Annotated in this window: 13 protein-coding genes and 1 pseudogene; 7 read left to right on the top strand and 7 right to left on the bottom strand. The window is 72.8% G+C overall.

Features of this window, described 5'->3' with window-relative positions:
- A complete protein-coding gene (locus J3486_RS29905) occupies positions 1 to 1665 on the bottom strand; it encodes a rhamnogalacturonan lyase B N-terminal domain-containing protein (protein WP_207826238.1) in 1665 nt (554 codons plus the stop codon).
- A gap of 228 nt (positions 1666 to 1893) precedes the next feature.
- Here J3486_RS29905 and J3486_RS29900 point away from each other — a divergent pair, with 228 nt between their 5' ends.
- On the top strand, positions 1894 to 2955 hold the full coding sequence (locus J3486_RS29900) for a rhamnogalacturonan acetylesterase (protein WP_207825868.1): 1062 nt from the start codon (positions 1894 to 1896) through the stop codon (positions 2953 to 2955).
- A 3-nt stretch (positions 2956 to 2958) separates the two neighbouring features.
- On the opposite strand, the gene J3486_RS29895 is transcribed toward J3486_RS29900, so the two are convergent.
- Together J3486_RS29895 and J3486_RS29890 are read right to left on the bottom strand one after the other, a co-directional pair.
- A complete protein-coding gene (locus J3486_RS29895) occupies positions 2959 to 3840 on the bottom strand; it encodes an SAM-dependent methyltransferase (protein WP_207825867.1) in 882 nt (293 codons plus the stop codon).
- Between the two features lie 140 nt (positions 3841 to 3980).
- Positions 3981 to 4958 carry an NADP-dependent oxidoreductase gene (locus tag J3486_RS29890; RefSeq protein WP_207825866.1) on the bottom strand — a complete coding sequence of 326 codons (978 nt, stop codon included), beginning with the start codon at positions 4956 to 4958 and terminating at the stop codon, positions 3981 to 3983.
- Positions 4959 to 5210: 252 nt separating this feature from the next.
- Between J3486_RS29890 and J3486_RS29885 the strand changes: the two genes are divergently transcribed.
- Positions 5211 to 6104 carry a GlxA family transcriptional regulator gene (locus tag J3486_RS29885; protein WP_229378860.1) on the top strand — a complete coding sequence of 298 codons (894 nt, stop codon included), beginning with the start codon at positions 5211 to 5213 and terminating at the stop codon, positions 6102 to 6104.
- A gap of 142 nt (positions 6105 to 6246) precedes the next feature.
- Here J3486_RS29885 and J3486_RS29880 read toward each other — a convergent pair whose 3' ends face one another.
- Together J3486_RS29880 and J3486_RS29875 are read right to left on the bottom strand one after the other, a co-directional pair.
- The gene (locus J3486_RS29880) at positions 6247 to 6456 is read right to left on the bottom strand and encodes a hypothetical protein (protein WP_207825864.1); all 210 of its coding nucleotides are present in this window, start codon (positions 6454 to 6456) and stop codon (positions 6247 to 6249) included.
- Positions 6457 to 6519: 63 nt separating this feature from the next.
- Positions 6520 to 8580 (bottom strand): NAD(+) synthase, encoded by a 2061-nt coding sequence (locus J3486_RS29875; RefSeq protein ID WP_207825863.1) that lies wholly within the window; start codon positions 8578 to 8580, stop codon positions 6520 to 6522.
- A gap of 447 nt (positions 8581 to 9027) precedes the next feature.
- Between J3486_RS29875 and J3486_RS29870 the strand changes: the two genes are divergently transcribed.
- Together J3486_RS29870 and J3486_RS29865 are read left to right on the top strand one after the other, a co-directional pair.
- The gene (locus J3486_RS29870; RefSeq protein WP_207825862.1) at positions 9028 to 9903 is read left to right on the top strand and encodes a MerR family transcriptional regulator; all 876 of its coding nucleotides are present in this window, start codon (positions 9028 to 9030) and stop codon (positions 9901 to 9903) included.
- Positions 9900 to 10499, top strand: a complete 600-nt coding sequence (locus tag J3486_RS29865) for a DUF6461 domain-containing protein (RefSeq protein WP_207825861.1) — start codon at positions 9900 to 9902, stop codon at positions 10497 to 10499. Before J3486_RS29870 ends, J3486_RS29865 begins: the two co-directional genes overlap by 4 nt.
- Positions 10500 to 10512: 13 nt before the next feature.
- On the opposite strand, the gene J3486_RS29860 is transcribed toward J3486_RS29865, so the two are convergent.
- On the bottom strand, positions 10513 to 11079 hold the full coding sequence (locus tag J3486_RS29860; protein WP_207825859.1) for a TetR/AcrR family transcriptional regulator: 567 nt from the start codon (positions 11077 to 11079) through the stop codon (positions 10513 to 10515).
- 107 nt (positions 11080 to 11186) lie between these two features.
- Here J3486_RS29860 and J3486_RS29855 point away from each other — a divergent pair, with 107 nt between their 5' ends.
- Positions 11187 to 12635, top strand: coding sequence for an MFS transporter (locus tag J3486_RS29855; RefSeq protein ID WP_207825857.1), 1449 nt, complete (start codon positions 11187 to 11189; stop codon positions 12633 to 12635).
- A gap of 812 nt (positions 12636 to 13447) precedes the next feature.
- Here J3486_RS29855 and J3486_RS29850 read toward each other — a convergent pair.
- The gene (locus J3486_RS29850) at positions 13448 to 14347 is read right to left on the bottom strand and encodes a LysR family transcriptional regulator (protein ID WP_207825855.1); all 900 of its coding nucleotides are present in this window, start codon (positions 14345 to 14347) and stop codon (positions 13448 to 13450) included.
- A gap of 105 nt (positions 14348 to 14452) precedes the next feature.
- Here J3486_RS29850 and J3486_RS29845 point away from each other — a divergent pair, with 105 nt between their 5' ends.
- Together J3486_RS29845 and J3486_RS29840 are read left to right on the top strand one after the other, a co-directional pair.
- On the top strand, positions 14453 to 15592 hold the full coding sequence (locus J3486_RS29845) for a nuclear transport factor 2 family protein (protein WP_207825853.1): 1140 nt from the start codon (positions 14453 to 14455) through the stop codon (positions 15590 to 15592).
- Between the two features lie 400 nt (positions 15593 to 15992).
- Positions 15993 to 16317 (top strand): annotated as a pseudogene (locus J3486_RS29840) (hypothetical protein); the annotation flags it as partial.

The following is a 16317-nucleotide window of genomic DNA, read 5'->3' as shown; positions in this document are numbered from 1 at the left end:
TCAGGCCAGCAGGTCGATCGCGTCGATCGACGTGCCGGCGCTGAGATAGGAGGTCGTACCGGAGCCGCTCGCCACGTAGATCTTCAGCTGGTTGTACGTGCTCGGGTCCGTCGCCCAGGCGGACGCCGGGATGCTGTAGGTGAACGTGTTGTTGTTGCCTCGGTACGACCCGACCGTCAGCGAGCGGGTGCTCGGCTGGGCCGGCGGGGACGGCACGGCCGAGGTGTAGGTGTCGTTGACGCTGATCTGCGGCCGGCCGTTCGCGTACGCCGTCGTCACGCCGATGCGGAGGGTGTGCGCCGCCGCCGACTGGGCCGCCGTCAGCCGGAAGTAGACGATGATGCCGCTGTTGACGTCCTTCCAGAGATAGCAGGGGAACCCCGAGGTCTCGGTGCCGCTGCCGATGACGACGTTGCCGGTCCAGGCCGCCGCGCGGACGTCGGACGGGTGCGCGTACGTCATCAGATCGGCGTTCTTGAAGCCGCTCGGCGAGCCCGTCCAGTCGTTGATCCGCCAGATCGCCGAGGCGTTGGACGGATCGTTCGTCGACGCGATCGCGATCGTGTTCAGGGTCGTCGTACCGCCCGCCGTGACCGTCACCGACTGGGTCGCGACGGCCAGCTCCTCCTTGAAGACGGTCAGCGTGTACGTGCCCGGCAGCACCCCGGTGATCGAGAAGTAGCCGTCCGACGCACGCGCCGAACCCCAGTACTGGGCGGCTGAGTTGGCGAGTCCGACCGTGTACGCGTACGACGTGTCGCGCCCGCTGATGCCGACCCCGGCGACCCGGCCGCGGCCGCTCGCCGCGACGTACCCCAAGAGGCCGAGCGAGTCAGCCCAGGAGGTGTCGATGTTCCCGTGGTAGAGCGACGACGAAGGCGCGCCGCCGTCGGTGAGGGCGATGACGTACGGGCCCTGGAGGCCGAAACGCTGGTCCTCCGTCTGGTTCTCGCCGTAGTACAGGATCTCGTACAGGCCGCCGCCGTCCGTGCTCTGGTGGCGCAGCAGCGACCGGTAGAACGGGCCGCCGGACGCCTTCTCGTGGTTCGAGCGGACCATCCACAGACCGACGCTGCCGGTCGTCCAGCCGATGTAGTCGTAGTCCATGACGCGCAGCTTCGAGTAGTGCTTGGAGCGGGTCTGCCCGTCGCTCTTGGCGAAGACGTCGGACGCCTCGATGGTGCTGGTCGTGTACGTGTAGGAGTCCGGCTCGTCGTTGAGGAACAGGCCCGCCTTGACGCGCAGGATGTAGCGCGTGGCGCTGACCGAGGTGTCGGCCTTGTTGGTCCAGATGTAGACGTTGTTCTCGCCGCTGCGGGCCGCGTAGTACAGCTTCAGCGTGCCGTACGTGACCGAGATCAGGATCGTCGGGCCGGACTGCGCGATGGTCACGGTGGAGGTGCCGAGGCCGGACTCGATGTGCGAGTTCTTGCCGCCGTAGCCCTGGTACTCGGTGCCCTTGTAGACCAGCGAGGAGAGGTCGCCGTTGGTCTTGCTGACCTTGAAGACGAGGCCGGCGCCGGTGTCCACGACGTAGTTGGCGCCGTCGTCGGTGTAGCCGAACGTCGCGGCGGACGCCGGCGTGGAGAGCGGGCCCGCGAGGGCGACGGCGGCGGCTGCCGTCCCGGCGAGCACGGAGCGCCGGGCGACCATGCCTTCGGGCATGCGGAAGGGGTGTGCGGGCATGGGCGTGCCCTCCTGAGGGTGGGGTGGGTGGTGCGGATGATTCGGCAGCGTGGCAGTCGAACGGCGTTCGCGAAAGCCCCTGCGGCGAAAGCGACTTGAGATTTCCGGCGGAATTTTTGAATCGTTGCAAGAAGACTAGTAAGCGCTTGCCGTCTCGGCTAGGGTCCTGCGCCGTCGCCTGCCCCAGCTGTGAGGAGTACCCCTGTCATGAGACGTGCCGCCGCCGTGGCCCTCGCCGTCGTCGCTGTCGCCGGTGCGGGAGCGCTGACCCCGGTGTCCGCCGCGCCCGCCGCCTCTGCGCTCGACGGGCTCGCCAACTGCACCACGGCCGCGCCCCTGACCTGTCACTTCGATGTCCCGCCCGGCGACTACGACGTCCGGGTCGAACTGGGCGGTGCCACGGCGGGCAGCACGTCGGTGAGAGGTGAGACCCGGCGGGCGCTGCTCGCCGAGACGGCGACGGAGGCCGGACGGACCGTGCACCGCTCGTTCACGGTGAACGTCCGCACTCCGGAAGGCGAGCCGACCGGCGCCGAGGGGAGCGACGGGCTCGACCTCACCTTCGGCGGATCCGCCCCCGAGCTTGCATCGATTCAGGTCAAGCCCGCGCGTCCTTCGACGGCCGGGACGCGCCGGATCCTCCTCATCGGCGACTCCACGGTCTGCGACCAGCCGGCCGAGCCCTACACGGGCTGGGGCCAGGAGCTGCCGCAGTTCCTCAAGAAGGGCGTCTCCGTCGCCAACTACGCCGACTCCGGCGAGAGTTCGGTGACGTACCTGGAGAACCCGGCGCTGTTCCCCACCGTGCAGCCGCTGATCGGGCGCGGTGACCTCGTCCTCATCCAGCTCGCCCACAACGACAAGACGACCGACGAGGCGACCTATCGGGCCGACCTCAAGACCCTCGTCGACGGGGTGCGGGCCCAGGGCGGCCGCCCGGTCCTGGTCACCCCGATCGTCCGGCGCTGGTTCAACGCGGACGGCACCCTGAACAACGACATCGCACTCCTCGTCAACGGCCTCGGCGTCAACCATCCCGCGGTCATCAGGGAGTTGGCCGCGACCGAGGACGTGCCGCTGATCGACCTCACCGCGCTGACCAAGGCGCGGGTGGAGGAGCTGGGCCCCGAGGGCTCCAAGGCCCTCTACCTCTACAACGAGAAGAAGGACAACACCCACACCTCGGTCCGGGGCGCCACCGAGTACGCGCAGTTCGTGCGGGACGCCCTGCGGGCCCAGGGCCTGGTTCCGCCGGGGCTGGTGCGCTGACCGTCACGCCTTGAGCGCCACGGCCCCGTAGAGGTTGATGTCCTCGTCCCGTACGTCGCCGATGCCGCGCCGGGCGGCCACCTCCAGGGCGTCCTGGCCCTCGACGTCCTCCGGCTCCAGCGCGGTACCGCTCCACGAGCCGTCCGGCCGCCACCGGTGGACGGGGGTCACACCCGGGTCGACCGGTGCGAGGCCGTTGTCCGTGAAGAACCGCAGGAACTCCTCGCGCGAGCGGAGCGTGAAGTCCAGCCCCGTCGCCTTCAGGCCGGGCAGCACCTGCTCCGGGTTGAGGTCCGCGGTGAGATGGCTCAGGAACACGGCGCTGCCGGGTGCCAGCGCGGCCACCAGCTCCGCCACGATCCCGTACGCCGCCGCGTCCTCGACGAAGTGCAGGATCGCCGCGAGCCCCAGCGCCACGGGCCGTTCCATGTCGAGGGTCGCGCGGGCGCCCGCCAGGATCGTGGCCGGATCGCGCAGATCCGCGTCCAGGTAGGCGGTACGGCCCTCGGGCCCGCCGTTCAGCAGGGCGCGGGCGTGGGCGAGGACCACCGGGTCGTGGTCGACGTACACGACCCGGGCCCCGGGGACGACGGACTGGGCGATCTCGTGCACGTTCGGCGAGGTGGGCAGGCCCGTGCCGATGTCGAGGAACTGGTGCACTCCCTGCTCGCGGGTCAGGTGCAGCACCGCCCGCCGGATGAAGTCGCGGTTGTGCCGCACGTCGAGGTAACCGCGCGGGTTGCGTTCCAGGGCCTTGAGGGTGACGGCGCGGTCCACGGGATAGTGGTTCCTGCCGCCGAGCAGGGCGTCGTAGACGCGGGCCGGGTGGGGGCGGGTGGTGTCGATGCGGTCACGTATGCGCGCTGCGGTCCCGGAGTCTGTCATCGGGCCACGGTAGCCCGGTGCCGGTCGGGGCAACGGCCCTTTCCGGCACGCTCGTTGTGCGCACCCCCAGGGGCGCGGGGCACGCGTGAGAAGCCCCATCGGCCCGCACCCGGCGACCGTCGAACGGAAGGCGTGGCGCCCTAGCCGCGCACCTCCAGGACCAGCTTTCCGGTGACCCGCCCGGTCTCTCCTTCGGCGTGGGCCTTCGCGGCCTCGGCGAGCCCGTACACCCCGGAGACATGGGCTCGCAGCGCCCCCGACTCCACCAGCTCGGCGACGGCCGCCATCCCGGCCTGATCGTGCTCGACGAGAACGAATGCGGCCCGCACCCCCAACTCCGCGGCGCGGTCCTTCACTTCCTCGATCCCGCTCGGCAGAATCGAGACGAGGCGGCCGCCCGGCCTGAGCGCCTCCAGCGAGCGCAGCCGCGTCTCGTCGCCCAGGGTGTCGAGGACGACGTCGACGTCCCGTGCCTCGGCCACGAAGTCCTGGGACCGGTAGTCGATGACCTCGTCGGCACCGAGGCTCCGCACGAAGTCGTGCTTGGGCGCGGACGCCGTGCCGATCACGTACGCGCCGCGCGCCTTCGCGATCTGCACCGCGACATGGCCCACGCCCCCGGCCGCGGCGTGCACGAGCACCCGCTGCCCCGGCCGCACTCGCGCCGTGTCGACGAGGGTCTGCCAGGCGGTCAGCGAGACGAGCGGCAGCGCCGCCGCCTCGGTGTGGCCGAGCGCGGCCGGCTTCGGCACGAAGGCGCGGGCGGGCCCGGCCACGTACTCGGCGTGCGAACCGGCGCCGTACGGGTACGGCAGCATGCCGAAGACCTCGTCACCCGGCTGGTGCAGCGAGACGCCCAAGCCGACCGCCTCGACGACGCCGGACACGTCCCAGCCGAGCGTGAACGGCGGCTCGCCGAGGAAGATGCCGTGCCGACGGTGCTTCCAGTCGGTGGGGTTGACCCCGGCCGCGTGCACGGCGACGAGGATCTGGCCGACACCGGGCCGGGGCCGCTCGGTCTCGGTCAGATGGAGCACATCGGGTTCGCCGAGGACGTCCTGGCGTACGGCCCTCATGAGGTCGGGGCTGGTGCTGGTGCTGCTGCTGTGCTTGGTCATGGGTCAAGCCTGTGCCGGGGGCGAGGGCGGGGCAATGGCAAGATGGTCATTAACCGATAGGATCGTGCCATGGCCGCCGTCCAGTCCTCCCGCTCCTCCCGCTCCTCCCGCTCCTCCCGCTCCTCCCGCTCCTCCCGCTCCTCTGACTCCTCCGACGCCCCCCGGACCGCTCGCTCCGTCGCCCTCCGCCCGTCCCGCCCGCACCGGATCGTCGTTCTCGCGCTCGACGGGGTGTACCCCTTCGAGCTGGGCATGCCGAATCGGATCTTCTCGCTGGTTCCGGACGCGTACGAGGTGGTGACCTGCGCCGTGGCGGACGACCGCACGGTGGCGACGAACGCCGACTTCACGATCACCGTGGCGCACGGGCCCGAGGCCCTGGAGACGGCGGACACGGTGATCGTGCCGCCCTACGACCTGCGCTTCATCACGGCCGGGACGCCCGGCCCGGTGCGCGCCGCGCTCGGCCGCATCAGGCCGGGCACCCGGATCGTCTCCATCTGCACGGGCGCGTTCACCCTGGCGTCGGTGGGCCTGCTCGACGGCCGGCCCGCCACGACGCACTGGGCGCTCGCGGATCTCTTCCGCCGCCTGCATCCCCAAGTGGCCCTGGATCCGGACGTGTTGTTCGTCGACGACGGCGACATCCTCACGTCGGCGGGCGCCGCGTCCGGCGTCGACGTCTGTCTGCACGTGGTCCGCTCCGACCACGGCAGCGCGGTCGCCAACCGGGTCGCCAGGCACTGTGTCGTGCCGCCGTGGCGGGAGGGCGGCCAGGCCCAGTACATCGAGCAGCCGGTGCCCGACGAGCCGGACGCCGGCACCGCCGCGACCCGCGCCTGGGCCCTGGAACACCTCGAACAGCCCCTGTCCCTGCGGGAGTTGGCCGATCACGCCCGGATGAGCCAGCGCACCTTCGCGCGCCGCTTCCAGGAGGAGACCGGCACGAGTCCCGGCCGCTGGCTCATCCAGCAGCGTGTGCACCGGGCCCGCCAGCTCCTGGAGACCAGCGAGCTGTCCGTCGACCGGATCGCGGCGGAGGTCGGCTTCGCCACCGGCACCTCGCTGCGGCAGCACCTCCAGGCGGCCATCGGGGTGTCGCCGCGCGCCTACCGCAGGACGTTCCACGGTGCGGGGCAGCGCTGAGGCGGTGCCGACGGCCGCCGGGCCCGGTCAGGCGTTGATGGTGATGCCGTCGGAGAGTCCGGTGCAGGCGGGCTTCGACGGCGTCCCACTTCATCGCGTTCTCCGCCGTGCCCGAGTTGAACTCCCGGTCCAGGGCGGTCACTTACGTCGCGTCGGACGTCAGCGCCGAGTCGCCGACCGCGGCACCGATCTTCGTGCCGCGCGCGTCGGCGCAGCCGCGCAGCGCGGTGGCGGCCTGCGCGTCGGAGCTCAGCCGCGGGGCCGTGACCCCGGCCGCGACCGTCACGGCCGCCGCGACGGCGAGGGGAAGCGGACGCGGCAGACGGGCTCGGGCTCTGCGGGCGCGGGACATGGCGGCTCCTCGGAGGTGACGGATGTGTCACCCCCGAGTGGCCGCCGCCCGCGCAAAGAGGGCCTAGGCCCTGTCGTCGGCCTCGGCCGGGTCCCAGCGCTCCAGGTCCCGCAGCCACGCCCGCGCCGAACTGTCCGACGGCATCCGCCAGTCACCGCGCGGCGAGAGCGAACCGCCGGCCGACACCTTCGGCCCGTTCGGCATCGCGGACCGCTTGAACTGGGCGAACTGGAAGAAGCGGCGGCAGAAGTACTCCAGCCAGTGCCGGATCTCCGCGAGGTCGTACGCCTTGTGGTCGGCGTCCGGGAAGCCGGGCGGCCACGCGCCCGCCGCGACGTCCCGCCACGCGTGCCACGCCATGAACGCGATCTTCGTGGGCCGGAACCCGTACCGCAGCACGTAGAAGAGGGTGAAGTCGTGCAGCGCGTACGGACCGATCTTGTCCTCGGTCGACTGGAGCTCCTCGCCGGGCACCAGCTCGGGGCTGATCTCGGTGTCGAGGATCGCGGTGAGGACCTCCCCGGCCTCGTCCCCGAACTGCCCGCTGCTGACCACCCACCGGATCAGATGCTGGATCAGCGTCTTCGGCACACCGCTGTTGACGTTGTAGTGGCTCATCTGGTCGCCGACGCCGTACGTGCACCAGCCGAGCGCCAGCTCGGACAGGTCGCCGGTGCCGAGGACGATGCCGCCGCGCTGGTTCGCGAGCCGGAAGAGGTAGTCCGTGCGCAGCCCCGCCTGCACGTTCTCGAACGTGACGTCGTAGACCGGGTCGCCGCCCGCGAACGGGTGGTCCATCTCCTTCAGCATCAGCCGCGCCGTGTCGGTGATGTCCAGCTCGGCGGCGGTGACGCCGAGCGACTTCATCAGCGCGTGCGCGTTGGACCTGGTGTGCTCGCCGGTTGCGAAGCCCGGCATGGTGAACGCGAGGATGTCGGAGCGCGGCCGCCCCGCCCGGTCCATCGCGTGCGCGGCCACGATCAGCGCGTGCGTGGAGTCGAGCCCGCCGGACACCCCGATGACGATCTTCGGGTTCCCGATCGCGCCGAGCCGCTGCACCAGACCCGCGACCTGGATGTTGTACGCCTCGTAGCAGTCCTGCGCGAGCCGCTCGGCGTCGGCCGGCACGAACGGGAACCGTTCGAGCTTGCGCTTGAGGCCGAAGTCGGTCGCGGGCGCGTCGAGTCGGAAGGAGACCCGCCGGAAGTCGGCGGTGCGGGCCGCGTGCGTACGGCGGTTGTCGTCGAAGGTGCCCTGCCGCTGCCGCTCCTGGCGCAGCAGGTCGAGGTCGACGTCGGCGACGGCGGCCCGGTCGCCCAGCGGGAAGCGCTCGGTCTCGTCGAGCAGCGCGCCGTTCTCGTAGATCATCGTCTGGCCGTCCCACGCCAGATCGGTGGTCGATTCGCCGAGCCCGGCCGCCGCGTACACGTAGGCGGCGAGATAGCGGGACGACGCCGAGCGGCACAGCAGCTTGCGGTCCTCGGCGCGGCCGACCGTGATCGGGCTGCCGGAGAGGTTCGCGATCACGGTCGCGCCGGCGAGGGCGGCCTCCGCGGCGGGCGGCACCGGCACCCACATGTCCTCGCAGATCTCGACGTGCAGGACGAGCCCGGTGACGTCCTCGGCGGCGAACAGCAGATCCACGCCGAAGGGCACCTCGGCCCCGCCGAGCCGGATGCTGCCACCGCGCTCCGCGTCACCGGCGGCGATCTGGCGGCGCTCGTAGAACTCGCGGTAGTTCGGCAGGTACGACTTCGGGGCGACGCCGAGGATCCGGCCGCGGTGCACGACGACCGCGCAGTTGTAGACCCGGTCCTTGTGGCGCAGCGGCGCGCCGACGACGAGCACCGGCAGCAGCTCGGCCGAGCCCGCCACGACGGTGGCGAGCGCCTGCTCCACCTCGTCGAGCACGACGTCCTGGAGCAGCAGGTCCTCGATGGAGTACCCGCACAGGCCCAGCTCGGGGAAGACCGCGACGGCCACCCCGTCCTCGGCGCACCGGCGGGCCTGACGCAGGATCGCCTCGGCGTTGGCATGGGGGTCGGCGATGGCGGCGTGGCCGGTGCATGCGGCGACCCGCGCGAAGCCCTGACTGTAGATCGACCGGAAGTTCACGCCTCCCATGATGTCAACCGGCCCGGACGGCTGCGCGGCGGGCCCGGTGGGAACGGCGCGGCCGCCGCCGGAGGCAGGAAGCCGTCCGGCGGCGACAGCGCCCCCGCGGCTCTGCGGTACAGGGCGAAGGTGCCCGTCGCCGTGGCGTGGGCGTGCAGAACGAGACGGGCCTCGCGGCCCCCTCGACCTCGCCCGCAGGCCGTACCACAGCCGCCCCTTCCTGGTCCTGCACACGGGCCGCTACGCGCGGGCGCTCGCCGGGACGCTCACCGAACCTGCCCTGCGCGAGCTCCCATTGACGGGTTCGACCGACCAATGAATGGACAGCACGGAACAGCACGGACCGGCTGACCGGGAGCGGCGTGTGAGGCTGACCCCGGCGGGGGTGCTGCTGTTCCCGTACGCGGCTGAGGACCCGGTTGAGTCTCCTGCAGGGGGAGACGCCACGATGACCGCATGACGCCCTTCCCGATCGGTGAGCTGGCCCGCCGTACCGGCCTCACGGTGAAGGCGATCCGGTTCTACTCCGACACCGGGATCGTCACCCCGGCCGGCCGTACCCCGTCCGGCTACCGGCTCTACGACACCGACGCCGTGGCCCGGCTCGCCCTCGTGCGCACGCTGCGCGAACTCGGCATCGACCTGCCCACCGTCCGACGGGTCGTCGTGGACCGGGAGCTTTCCATGGCCCAGGTCGCGGCGGCCCACGCCGAGGCCATCGACGTACAGATCCGCACCCTGCGGCTGAGGCAGTCGCTGCTCGCGGCGGCGGCCCGGCGCGGCTCGACACCGGAGGAACTGAACCTCATGCACCGGCTGACCGTACTTTCCGAGGCGGAGCGACGCCGCCTGACCGACGACTTCCTGACGGCGGTCTTCGACATCCCCGAACCCCACCCGGCCTTCCCCGGCATCGCCCGCTCCCTGACCCCGGAACTGCCCGCCGACCCCACGACCGAGCAGCTCCAGGCCTGGGCGGAACTGGCCGAACTGCTCCAGGACGAGGCCTTCCGCGCGGCGATGCGCACCCTGGCGACGGACCTGGCCGCCGACCTGGCGTCCCCGGCCGCCCGCTCCCTGGCGGAGGAGGTCCACCGCCTGGTGACCCCGGCCCTGACGGCCGGCATCACCCCCGAGTCCCCCGAGGCCCGCCCGATCATCACTGCCCTCCGCGCCCGCACCGTCGACCCCCTGCCTCGCCTGGAATCCATGAACGACCCCCGCAGGGCCCGCTACCTGAGCCTCCTGGCGGTGGTCAACGGCTGGCCCCAGCCGGAGAGCCCGGTCCCGTTCCTGGACTGGGCGGTACGGGCGCTCGCGGCGACCGCGTGACGGCCGCCGCATCCCGGGCGCGCTGGGACGACATGGTCGCCCGGTACGCGTGGGCCGATGCCGACGAGTTCGACGCGTACACCGTCTCGGTGACCGCGGGGAAGACGGAGGACGAGGTGATCCGGGCCTTCGGCGGCGATCCCGGGGCGTCCCGCCCGGCGGCGTTCACCGGGGCCCAGGAAGAGCAGACGTCCTCGCTCCACGAGGTCTACGGCCTCCTCCACGTCCTCGGCGTCGGCCGGCACGTCGTCACCATGGAGGCCGGGGGATACCACGGGACCGTCCCGGAAATCGCCATGCGGGTGTCCGCGGGCGGCGGTGACTTCTTCAGCGTGTACGCGAGCGTGAACGCGCGGTACGGGATCATGCGCGCCCGCGACGGCCGCTTGGACGGCAGCTTCGATCCCTTCGAGCTGGAGGACGCGGACTGGATGGACCCGCGGCCCGAGGTGCCCGCCTGGGCGCAAGGGGTCGACTTCCACATGGGAACCCTGAACGCCGAGTCCTTCGCGCTGATGGAGCGCACCATGGGCGTCGCCTTCGACCCGCGCTGGCTGGCCACACCCGTGCGCACCGTCGAACTCGCCGCGCCCTGAAGCGTCCGTCGTCCTAAAACATCCGGTCGACCAGCCCGTCGACGTACTCCTCGGTGAGCGGGCCCATGCCGAACAGGACGCGGATGTACATGGGGGCCATGACGTGGTCGAAGAACTCATCGGCCGCGGGCGGGTGTTCGCCGCGGGCCCGGGCGCGGTCGAGCATGGACTCGAACTGGCGGCGGCGTTCGGCGAGGAGGCCGTCGCGGGCCCGGGTGCCCTCCTCGCCCCTGGCGGACAGGGCGACGGCCAGCTGGAGCAGCGCCAGGCCGTCGGGGCCGGTGATCTCCCGGGCCACCTGCGCCGCGTACCTGCGCAGGTCGTCGGCCACGCTGCCGGTGTCGGGCATCGGCGACCGCGTGTTGAGGCGGGTCAGCGTCACATCGGTGAGCAGCGTCTCCAGGCTGCCCCAGCGGCGGTAGACGGTGGTGTCGGCGACACCCGCGCGCGCCGCGACGTCGCCGACGGTGAAGCCGCCGTACCCCCGCTCGCCCACCAGGTCGGTGACGGCCTGATGCACCGCCGCGCCGACTCGTGCGCTGCGTCCGCCGGGGCGCCGGGATCGTTCTTTTTCCTCCATGGCAGCCACCTTAACGCAGTCGGTACTTGCGTTTGGGTGCGGGGGTGCTCTACAGTCCCCCTCGCCTAATGCAGTCGACGACTGCGTTTAGATGTGGAGGGGGAATCATGGCGTCGAACCGGGCCACTTTGCTCACGGTGACCTGCCTGGGGCAGTTCATGGTGCTGCTGGACAACACGATCGTCGGCGCGGCCCTGCCCGACATGCAGCGCCGTCTGCACACGGAACTGACCGGACTCCAGTGGATCGTCGACGCGTACGTGCTGCTCGTCGCCATGCTGCTGCTGTCGGGCGGAGTGTTCGCCGACCGCTTCGGCCGCAAGCGCGTGTACCTGACGGGCGTCGCCGTGTTCACGGCCGCGTCGCTGATGTGCAGCGCCGCCGACTCCGTCGGCATGCTGGTGACCGGCCGCGTACTGCAGGGGATCGGCGCCGCGGCGATGAGCCCCGCCTCGCTGGCGCTGCTGGTGGCCGCCCATCCGGAGCCGCGCGAACGGGTCAGGGCGATCGGGCTGTGGGCCGGGCTCAGCGGCATCGGCCTCGCCGCCGGGCCGGTGGCCGGCGGTGTGCTGACGCAGGTCTACGGCTGGCCCGCGATCTTCCTGGTCAATGTGCCCATCGGCATCGCCCTGCTGACGGCCGGTCTGCGCGTGCTCGGCGAGTCCCGCAACCCGGACGCGCCCGCGCTCGACGTCCCGGGCACGGTCCTGTCCGTCCTCGGTGTGGGCGCGCTGACCTACGCGCTGATCGAGGGCGGAGCGCGCGGCTGGACCTCACCGGTGATCCTGGGCGGCTTCGCCGTCGCGGCCGTGCTCCTCGCCGCCTTCGTCGCCGTCGAGGGGCGCCGCTCCGCGCCGATGCTGCCGCCGCGCCTGTTCCGCCGGCGGCTGTTCAGCGTCTCCAACACCGCCATGGTCATGGTCGGGTTCGCGCTCATGGGGTCGTCGTTCTTCTTCTCGCAGTTCTTCGTATACGTCCAGGGCAGCTCCCTGCTGCGGGCCGGCGTGCAGACCCTGCCGATGTCGCTCGCCATGGTGGTCGTCAGCCCGTTCGCGGGCCGGCTCGCCGCCCGGTACGGATTCCGGGCCGTGGTCACAAGCGGCCTGGCGCTGGCCGGAGCCGGACTGCTCGCCCTCGGCCTGGTGCACGCCGACACCGGCTACGCGCACGTGTGGTGGCGGCTCGCCGTCGTCGGCACCGGCTTCGCGCTGACCATGTCCCCGCTGACCGGCGCCGCCGTCCTGGCCGTCAGCCACCGCGAGAGCGGCCTCGCCTCCGGCGTCAGCAGCACCACCCGGCAGATCGGGGCAGTGCTCGGCGTCGCGCTCCTCGGGGCCGTGGTCCGCTCCCGGCAGTCCGGCGGCGCCACCTTCGAGGCGGGCCTCGACAGCGCCTTCGTCGTGGCGGGTGTCGTCACCCTGGCCGGTGCCGTGCTCACCGGCCTGTGGCTGACGACCACGCGTCGCACAGCACCCCCAACGGCTCCAGCGCGTACCTCCGAAGCCGACCGGCCCGTTGCGGACCGAACCGTCGAGGTGTCGCCTCCGGCCTCATGATCAGGCGCAGATACGCGCGGCAGAACGTGAGGCGGGACCGGCCCGGGTCGTCCAGGACGGCCGGTCCGCCCGCCTCCCGGTAGGGTCCGGGAACGCGGCGTCCCGCTCGACGCCGTGGAAGAGGGCGAGCGACACGAACGCGGCCGAGCGGCCAACAGGCCGCCCTACACAGCCCGTTCGGCGTCGATGAGCGCGCTGACGTGCCCGCCGTCGACGAGGATGTCGCCGCCCCACACATCGAAGGGGACGAGGTGCGGAACGGTCACCGCGTCGAGCGCATCGCCCTGCGCGGCGAAGAGTTCACGGATCTCGTCCGTCGGCCGGGGGAGCGGGACCCCAACCGGTCGGCGTCGCCCAGCGCGGCGCCGGCCATGGCGAGGAAGGCTTCACGCCATGTGCTCCGCAGCGGGCCGACGGACTGCGCCGGGTACCCGCAGGCGTCCCCTTGACGGTGTGCGGCTCGGCGACGTACCGCCCCGACTCGGCGCGCGGCGGGACCGCGGTCGCCTCCCACGCCGGCTCGTAGAAGCGGGCCTCCGTCCTGAGGACGACCTGCTCGTACGTGAGGGCAGGTGGCGACGCCTCGGGGCCAGCTTCACCACGGGGCCCTGGTCCGCGCCCGAACTCCGCACCCGGCACACCGTGTCGAAGGTCTTGCCGCCCAGCTCCTCACGGACGAGCACGTCCTCGCGGGCGACACCCGCCGCGGCCGGCGCATCGGTGAGCCGTTCCCGGGTGCCGTGCCGTCCATCGTGCCCCTCGCGTCCGCCCCGCCGTGCGGGCGCACGGCGCCCGCGCGGCGCGCGATCCCCTCAGCCGTCCCGGTCGGCGGCGCACACCGCCGCGAGCCGCTCCAGGAGCGCCGCCGCCCGCGGGTGCGGGTCACGGCGCGGAGTGATCGTGTAGAGGCCCCGGGTCGGTGGGTCGACCAGCCGGACCGTCGTCACGTCGGTGCGCAGCGCGCGGGTCAGGACCCGGGGGATCAGCGCGACGGCGTGCCCGGTCGCGACCAGCGCCAGTTTGCCGAGCAGGTCGGCGGCGGTGAGATCGACACGGGCGACGACCCCGGCGCGGGCGGCGTGGCCGCGCAGCAGGGCCGCCGAACCGTCGTTGTCCTCGGCCCACACCTCGTCGGCCAGCTCCCGGACGGACACCGAGCCGGAGCCCGCGGCCAGCCGGTGGCCGGCCGGCAGTACGACCACCATCTCGTCCAGAGCGAGGAAGCGCCGGTCGACGCGGTCGTCGTCGGGCAGTCCGGGCGGCGCGTCCGTGACCACGGCGACATCGAGGTCCCCGCCGATCACCCCGTGGTGCAGCCGGGGGCTGAGGCCGGGGCGTAGGCTCCAGCGCAGCGGTCCCGCCTCCGTGAGCAGCGCGCGGATCGCCTCCGGGACGACGCCCGCCGCGAGCGACGGTGTCGCCCCGACGAGCAGCGGCCGCTCGGTCGCGCCGTCCCGCATGTCCCGGACCGCCCGCACGGCGCGGTCGGCCTCGTCGAGGGCGGCCCGTGCGTGCCGCAGGAACACCTCACCCGCGGGCGACGGGCGCACACCACGGGCGTGCCGCTCCACCAGCCGTGCCCCCAGCTGCCGTTCGAGCCCCGCGATCTGCCGGGAGACCGCCGACTGCGTGTGGTGCAGCTCGGCCGCGGCCGCCGACAGTGATCCCAGCCGGCACACGGTCACGAACGTTCGCCACACCTGAAGATCCATGGCGCCAGTATCACCGCTGCGAGCAGCAGGTATGCGCCGTGCGCAGAGCTCGTCCGCCGGATCTGCGCTTGTCGCAGGACGGGGTCCTGGCCCACCGTGGCCCGCATGAACGCACCGCACACCATCGCCGTCCTCGGGCTCGGCCGCATGGGCCGCGCCGTCACCGAACGGCTCACCGCGCAGGGCTTCGACGTCGTCGGCTGGAACCGGGCCACCGGCTCACCGCCGGGCGGCGCCGTGGCCGAGGCCGGTCTCGTCCTCCTCGCCCTGTTCGACGGACCCGCCTGCCGGGAGGTGCTCGACGCGGCCCGCGCCGAACTGCGCCCGGACAGTGTGGTGGTGAACCTCGCCACCGTCGCCCCCGCCGAAGCCGCCGAACTGGCCCAGGAGTCGGGCTCCCGCTACGTCCACGCGCCGGTACTCGGCTCGGTGCCCGCCGTGCGCGCAGGCACCCTGCGGATCCTCGCCGCCGCCTGCGACCCGGCCGCGCTCAACCTGGCCCGCCCCGCCCTGGACGCGCTGGGCACCGTACGGCCCGTCGGCGACGCCGCCACCGCCGCCGCGCTCAAACTCGTCGCCAACCACAGCCTGTCCGGAGCCGTGCTCGCCCTGCGTGACACCCTGCGCCAGGCCGACGCCCTCGGGCTGCCGCGCGGGCTCGTCCTCGACGTGCTCGAACTCGGCCGGCTGGGCGGCCTCGTCGCCGGGAAACGAGCCGTGCTCGAAGGCCGACTCCCGCCCGCGACGGCCGACTTCACGCTGGGCGCGCTCGCCAAGGACACGGACCTGCTGGCCGCCGCCACGGACGTCCCGCTGCGTGACGTCTCCGGCACCGGCGACGTGGGCCGGGACAGCGACATCGCCGTCGCCGCACTCACCCCCGCCGTGCGCGCCGCCGTCCTCGCACCCCTCCGTGCCTACGTCCGCGGCCACGCCACGGGCGACCCCGCCCACTTCCGAGCCGCGTTCCTGCCGGGCGCGCACATCCAAGGGATGCGGGAGGGCGCGTTCGTCTCCTGGAGCCTCGACCAGTACTGCGGGCTCTTCCCCGGCCGGCCGGCCCCCGACGAGGCGGCCCGCACCCGGCGCCTCGACACCGTCTCCGTCCACGGCACCGTCGCCACCGCGACCATGACCCTGCGGCACGGCGCGGACACCTTCACCGACGTCTTCCTGCTCGTGCGCACGGACCCCGCCGCCGACCGGTGGCACATCGCCGACAAGGCGTATCACCGGCACACGTGAACCAGCGGTGCCGCCACCGGCAACCTTTCGCCCGCCGGTGACGACCGCCTCGTACGACGCACGCGCAGCACCGTGATCCCCACCGCCCGAACCGCCGCGGACACCCCTCGCCCGGGCGGCGCAGGGCAGGGATCGCCGCCGCGCTCGTCATGGTGGCCGGGGCGGCGTACGGGACCGTCGCCCCGGCCGTCAACTCCGTCTCTGAGCAGTCGAGTTCGGCGGCTTTATCGGCGGAGGCGTCGCGGAGCCCCAGTGCCGCCCGGACCTCGGCGAGCGGGCGGGTCGAGTCCGTTAGAGCCGCGGCGCCGTGAGCGCAAGCCCGTGCACCTGGCGAACGCACGCCCCGGGCGCCGAACACGCCGACGTGCACGTGGCCCGTACGGAGAGAACCGGCTGACTGGTGTCCCGGGAGGGTCTCGCGCAGGCCACACGCGCGAACGGGACCTGCACCGGCACCTTCACGGGCACCCACCTCCGGCTCGTCGACGGGAACGGCGTCGCCACGTCCAAGGACACGGTGGTGAAGGCGCGCGTCGCCGGTGACATCGCCGTCCTCGCGGGCGGCGATCTGGTGGGGGCGTACGCGCCCGTCGCCCCGTCCTGCACGACGGCGCTGACCGGCGCGTCGCCGAAGGTGAGGACGCTGCGGGTGGTGGGGCCGCGGCCGTCACCCCCCGGCCGCACCACACCCCCGCCGCGTGCGCCGACTCCACGCCCCCCCCCCA

This window comes from Streptomyces sp. VRA16 Mangrove soil (assembly GCF_017377775.1).
Lineage (GTDB): Bacteria > Actinomycetota > Actinomycetes > Streptomycetales > Streptomycetaceae > Streptomyces.
Note: the sequence above shows the minus strand (reverse complement) of the source record. Positions and strands in the feature narration are given on the sequence as shown.

Coding starts and splice junctions, on each gene's coding strand:
- J3486_RS29905 (WP_207826238.1), bottom strand. CDS start 1,665: ATGCCCGAAGGCATGGTCGCCCGGCGCTCCGTGCTCGCCGGGACGGCA.
- J3486_RS29900 (WP_207825868.1), top strand. CDS start 1,894: ATGAGACGTGCCGCCGCCGTGGCCCTCGCCGTCGTCGCTGTCGCCGGT.
- J3486_RS29875 (WP_207825863.1), bottom strand. CDS start 8,580: ATGGGAGGCGTGAACTTCCGGTCGATCTACAGTCAGGGCTTCGCGCGG.
- J3486_RS29845 (WP_207825853.1), top strand. CDS start 14,453: ATGAACGCACCGCACACCATCGCCGTCCTCGGGCTCGGCCGCATGGGC.
- J3486_RS29895 (WP_207825867.1), bottom strand. CDS start 3,840: ATGACAGACTCCGGGACCGCAGCGCGCATACGTGACCGCATCGACACC.
- J3486_RS29885 (WP_229378860.1), top strand. CDS start 5,211: ATGCCGAATCGGATCTTCTCGCTGGTTCCGGACGCGTACGAGGTGGTG.
- J3486_RS29880 (WP_207825864.1), bottom strand. CDS start 6,456: ATGTCCCGCGCCCGCAGAGCCCGAGCCCGTCTGCCGCGTCCGCTTCCC.
- J3486_RS29890 (WP_207825866.1), bottom strand. CDS start 4,958: ATGACCAAGCACAGCAGCAGCACCAGCACCAGCCCCGACCTCATGAGG.
- J3486_RS29855 (WP_207825857.1), top strand. CDS start 11,187: ATGGCGTCGAACCGGGCCACTTTGCTCACGGTGACCTGCCTGGGGCAG.
- J3486_RS29870 (WP_207825862.1), top strand. CDS start 9,028: ATGACGCCCTTCCCGATCGGTGAGCTGGCCCGCCGTACCGGCCTCACG.
- J3486_RS29850 (WP_207825855.1), bottom strand. CDS start 14,347: ATGGATCTTCAGGTGTGGCGAACGTTCGTGACCGTGTGCCGGCTGGGA.
- J3486_RS29860 (WP_207825859.1), bottom strand. CDS start 11,079: ATGGAGGAAAAAGAACGATCCCGGCGCCCCGGCGGACGCAGCGCACGA.